At 48.0% G+C, this 5,437-nt stretch carries 2 tRNA genes and 3 rRNA genes; all 5 read right to left on the bottom strand.

Features of this window, described 5'->3' with window-relative positions:
• Positions 1–2: 2 nt before the first annotated feature.
• A 5S ribosomal RNA gene (rrf, locus tag FHS86_RS18960) occupies positions 3–113 on the bottom strand.
• A 172-nt stretch (positions 114–285) separates the two neighbouring features.
• Positions 286–3,097 (bottom strand): 23S ribosomal RNA (locus FHS86_RS18955).
• Between the two features lie 280 nt (positions 3,098–3,377).
• Positions 3,378–3,454: transfer RNA gene (locus FHS86_RS18950), tRNA-Ala, on the bottom strand.
• A gap of 73 nt (positions 3,455–3,527) precedes the next feature.
• A tRNA-Ile gene (locus FHS86_RS18945) sits at positions 3,528–3,601 on the bottom strand.
• A 194-nt stretch (positions 3,602–3,795) separates the two neighbouring features.
• Positions 3,796–5,314: ribosomal RNA gene (locus tag FHS86_RS18940) — 16S ribosomal RNA — on the bottom strand.
• Together the 16S, 23S and 5S rRNA genes with 2 tRNA genes alongside form the textbook arrangement of a ribosomal RNA operon.
• Between the last annotated feature and the right edge of the window lie 123 nt (positions 5,315–5,437).

Below are 5,437 nucleotides of genomic sequence, written 5' to 3'. Positions count from 1 at the left end.
TAAGTTGGCGGCGACCTACTCTCCCACATTGCTGCAGTACCATCGGCGCTGTCGGGCTTAACTTCTCTGTTCGGTATGGGAAGAGGTGGGACCCCGACGCTAAAACCACCTAAATCTTGTGGTATTAGATTTTAGATCTCTGACTTTTGATTGCTGACCCTCGATAATCGACTTTCTATCGTCTTTTATCTATTGTCTTTAATCTTTCGTCTTATCTATTGTCTATTCCAATATTGTTTGACACATTGAAAACAAGTTCACTTCAAAATATAAGCTTTAGAACTGCGAAAAAAGCTACGGGTAATTAGTACTGTTCGGCTATGACATTACTGCCTTTACACCTACAGCCTATCAACGTGATAGTCTCTCACGACCCTTAAAGGAGATCTCATCTTGAGGCCAGCTTCGCGCTTAGATGCTTTCAGCGCTTATCTGTTCCACACATAGCTACCCTGCGATGCAGCTGGCGCCACAACAGGTCCACCAGAGGTATGTCCACCACGGTCCTCTCGTACTAGTAGCAGGTCCTCTCAAATCTCCAACGCCCACAACAGATAGGGACCGAACTGTCTCACGACGTTCTGAACCCAGCTCGCGTGCCACTTTAATGGGCGAACAGCCCAACCCTTGGGACCTTCTCCAGCCCCAGGATGTGACGAGCCGACATCGAGGTGCCAAACCGCTCCGTCGATATGAGCTCTTGGGAGCGATCAGCCTGTTATCCCCGGAGTACCTTTTATCCTTTGAGCGATGGCCCTTCCATTCGGAACCACCGGATCACTATGCTCTAGTTTCCTACCTGATCGACTTGTCGGTCTCACAGTCAAGCACCCTTGTGCCATTACACTCTGCAGGCGGTTACCAATCGCCTTGAGGGTACCTTTAGAAGCCTCCGTTACGCTTTTGGAGGCGACCACCCCAGTCAAACTACCCACCACACACTGTCTTCCGGTTAACCGGAATTAGGTTCCAGATAAGCAAAGGGACGTATTTCAAGGATGACTCCACAAGCCCTGGCGAGCCCGCTTCATAGTCTCCGTCCTATCCTACACATTACTTACCCAGAATCAATGTGAAGCTGCAGTAAAGGTTCACGGGGTCTTTCCGTCCCGTTGCGGGTAAGCGGCATCTTCACCGCTACTACAATTTCACCGAGCTCATGGCCGAGACAGTGCGCACATCGTTACACCATTCGTGCAGGTCGGAACTTACCCGACAAGGAATTTCGCTACCTTAGGACCGTTATAGTTACGGCCGCCGTTTACCGGGGCTTCAATTCAGAGCTTCTCCGAAGATAACTCCCCCTCTTAACCTTCCGGCACCGGGCAGGTGTCAGGCCATATACGTCATCTTGCGATTTAGCATAGCCCTGTGTTTTTGATAAACAGTCGCATGCGCCATTTCTCTGCGGCCAGCATTGCTGCTGGCTCCCCTTCTCCCGAAGTTACGGGGTTATTTTGCCTAGTTCCTTAGCCATGAATCACTCGAGCGCCTTAGGATTCTCTCCTCAGCTACCTGTGTCGGTTTACGGTACGGGCTGTTATACTCGCTTTTCTTGGAAGCCTTTACTCCTCTTCGCTTCGTCCGAAGACTAGGCTCAACGTGCTATTCCGTCAGCACGTAGAAGTCTGGAGACTCCGTCACTTTCGTTGTATAACCGGTGAAGGAATATTAACCTTCTGTCCATCGACGACCCCTTTCGGGTTGGCCTTAGGTCCCGACTAACCCTGATCCGATTAGCGTTGATCAGGAAACCTTAGCTTTTCGGCGAGCGGGTTTCTCACCCGCTTTATCGTTACTTATGCCTACATTTGCTTTTCCAGAAGCTCCACCATAACTCACGTTACAGCTTCAACACCGCTGGAATGCTCCCCTACCGCTTCTGCTCTAAAGCAGAAACCTATAGCTTCGGTGGCGTGCTTATGCCCGATTATTATCCATGCCCGATCGCTCGACTAGTGAGCTGTTACGCACTCTTTAAATGAATGGCTGCTTCCAAGCCAACATCCTAGCTGTCTATGCAATCAGACCTCGTTTTTTCAACTCAGCACACACTTGGGGACCTTAGCTGATAGTCCGGGTTCTTTCCCTTTCGGACATGGACCTTAGCACCCATGCCCTCACTCCTGTGAAACATTTTGCAGCATTCGGAGTTTGTCTGGAATTGATAGGCGGCGAAGCCCTCGCATCCAATCAGTAGCTCTACCTCTGCAAAACTATCACAAGGCTGCACCTAAATGCATTTCGGGGAGTACGAGCTATTTCCCAGTTTGATTGGCCTTTCACCCCCACCCACAGGTCATCCAAAGACTTTTCAACGTCTCCTGGTTCGGTCCTCCATTTTGTGTTACCAAAACTTCAACCTGCCCATGGGTAGATCACAAGGTTTCGCGTCTAGCGCCATTGACTAAAGCGCCCTATTCAGACTCGCTTTCGCTTCGGCTCCGTCTCTTAAAGACTTAACCTAGCCAATGACGACTAACTCGTAGGCTCATTATGCAAAAGGCACGCTGTCATTCCGGTAAACCGGAACTCCAACCGCTTGTAAGCGCACGGTTTCAGGTACTATTTCACTCCCCTGTTCGGGGTGCTTTTCACCTTTCCCTCACGGTACTAGTTCACTATCGGTCTCTCAGTAGTATTTAGCCTTACCAGATGGTCCTGGCAGATTCAAACAGGATTTCTCGTGTCCCGCTTTACTCAGGATACCACTATCGCTCCATCGCTTGCGTATACGGGGCTATCACCCGCTATGGCCGATCTTTCCAGATCGTTCTACTTTACTTTGGTTAAAATATCGTGGTCCTACAACCCCAACATTGCCTAAACAACATTGGTTTGGGCTATTCCCCTTTCGATCGCCACTACTTAGGGAATCACTATTGTTTTCTCTTCCTCCGCTTACTTAGATGTTTCAGTTCAGCGGGTTTGCCTTCAGATTACTCTGAATATCCCGATTACTCGGGATGGGTTGTCCCATTCGGAAACCTGCGGATCAATTCGTATTTGCCAATCCCCGCAGCTTATCGCAGCTTATCACGTCCTTCTTCGCCTCTGAGAGCCTAGGCATTCACCGTACGCCCTTATTTACTTTTTTTCGCCTTATAATTAATAAGTAGATATTATTTAAATATCCTAAAGCTTTTATTCTGTTGTGTTCTTGTTTTCAATATGTCAAAGATCGTCAACCATTGTAACCATTGCTGGATACTCAGGTAATGTAGTTACTACAGGAATCGAACCTGAGACCGCTTGCGGCCGAACCATCGTTAACTTTTGCTTCTAAAGGTGCTTTTTCATCCTTTATCAGCTTCATCATTTCAATTTTTGTGAACGTAGTCGATTTTATTCTTCCCGCTTTCAGCTTCTATTTGCTGTGGTGGAGAATGTCGGATTCGAACCGACGACCCCCTGCGTGCAAGGCAGGTGCTCTAGCCAACTGAGCTAATCCCCCGATAATTTAAGGTGATTGTTAAATGTTTAATTGTTAATTCACAATTTATAATTTACAATTCACAATTTAACTGTAGTCCTGCGCAGATTTGAACTGCGGACCCCTACATTATCAGTGTAGTGCTCTAACCAACTGAGCTACAGGACTGTCATTTGTAGATTTAAGATTTAAGATATTAGATTTAAGACTTTAGAATGTTTTTTTTGATTTCAGTCTTCTGTCTTCAGTCTAATGTCTTTGGTCTTTTTCTTAAACTTCAATCCTTGCTTTATATTTTAAAAAAAAGAACAGACAAACACTTCCAAATTTTAACCAAATCCCTCGATTGATCACAGCTCCAGAAAGGAGGTGTTCCAGCCACACCTTCCGGTACGGCTACCTTGTTACGACTTAACCCCAGTTACCGGTTTTACCCTAGGCCGCTCCTTGCGGTGACAGACTTCAGGTCCCCCCAGCTTCCATGGTTTGACGGGCGGTGTGTACAAGGCCCGGGAACGTATTCACCGGATCATGGCTGATATCCGATTACTAGCGAATCCAACTTCACGAAGTCGGGTTGCAGACTTCGATCCGAACTGAGACAGGCTTTAGAGATTAGCATCACCTCGCGGTGTAGCTGCCCTTTGTACCTGCCATTGTAACACGTGTGTAGCCCTGGACATAAGGGCCGTGCTGATTTGACGTCATCCCCACCTTCCTCTCACCTTACGGTGGCAGTCTCGTTAGAGTTCCCAGCTTAACCTGATGGCAACTAACGATAGGGGTTGCGCTCGTTATGGGACTTAACCCGACACCTCACGGCACGAGCTGACGACAACCATGCAGCACCTTGTAAATAGCCCCGAAGGGAAGGGTGTTTCCACCTCATGCAATCTACATTTAAGCCCAGGTAAGGTTCCTCGCGTATCATCGAATTAAACCACATGTTCCTCCGCTTGTGCGGGCCCCCGTCAATTCCTTTGAGTTTCACCGTTGCCGACGTACTCCCCAGGTGGTTCACTTAATGCTTTCGCTTGGCCGCTTACTGTATATCGCAAACAGCGAGTGAACATCGTTTACGGCGTGGACTACCAGGGTATCTAATCCTGTTCGCTCCCCACGCTTTCGTGCCTCAGCGTCAATATCACTTTGGTAAGCTGCCTTCGCAATTGGTGTTCTGAGTAATATCTAAGCATTTCACCGCTACACTACTCATTCCGCCTACCTCAAGTGTATTCAAGCTCTTCAGTTTTAATGGCAGTTCTACGGTTGAGCCGCAGGATTTCACCACTAACTTAAAAAGCCGCCTACGCACCCTTTAAACCCAATGAATCCGGATAACGCTCGCATCCTCCGTATTACCGCGGCTGCTGGCACGGAGTTAGCCGATGCTTATTCCTGTTCTACCGTCACTATCCTACACGTAGAATACGTTCTTGGAACAGAAAAGAAGTTTACAACCCATAGGGCAGTCGTCCTTCACGCGGGATGGCTGGTTCAGGCTTGCGCCCATTGACCAATATTCCTCACTGCTGCCTCCCGTAGGAGTCTGGTCCGTGTCTCAGTACCAGTGTGGGGGATCATCCTCTCAGAACCCCTAGACATCGTAGCCTTGGTGGGCCGTTACCCCGCCAACTAGCTAATGTCACGCATGCCCATCTTTTACCGCCGTAACTTTATCTGTTATGCCATGCGACATTACAGAACCATGGGACATTAATCCAAATTTCTCTGGGCTATTCCCCTGTAAAAGGTAGGTTGCATACGCGTTACTCACCCGTGCGCCACTCGTGTATCCCCGAAGGGACCTTACCGTTCGACTTGCATGTGTTAAGCCTCCCGCTAGCGTTCATCCTGAGCCAGGATCAAACTCTTCGTTGTAATTATAAATCGTTTAATATCCTTCGCTCGTGATAAATCTCAATGGAATTTGTTTCCAATTTTTTAGTGCTTGACTTGTTCTTTTTTCAATATCTCAATGAACTTCTTTTTCCTTTACTCTTC

The organism is Roseimarinus sediminis, assembly GCF_050433125.1.
GTDB lineage: Bacteria > Bacteroidota > Bacteroidia > Bacteroidales > Prolixibacteraceae > Roseimarinus > Roseimarinus sediminis.
Note: the sequence above shows the minus strand (reverse complement) of the source record. Positions and strands in the feature narration are given on the sequence as shown.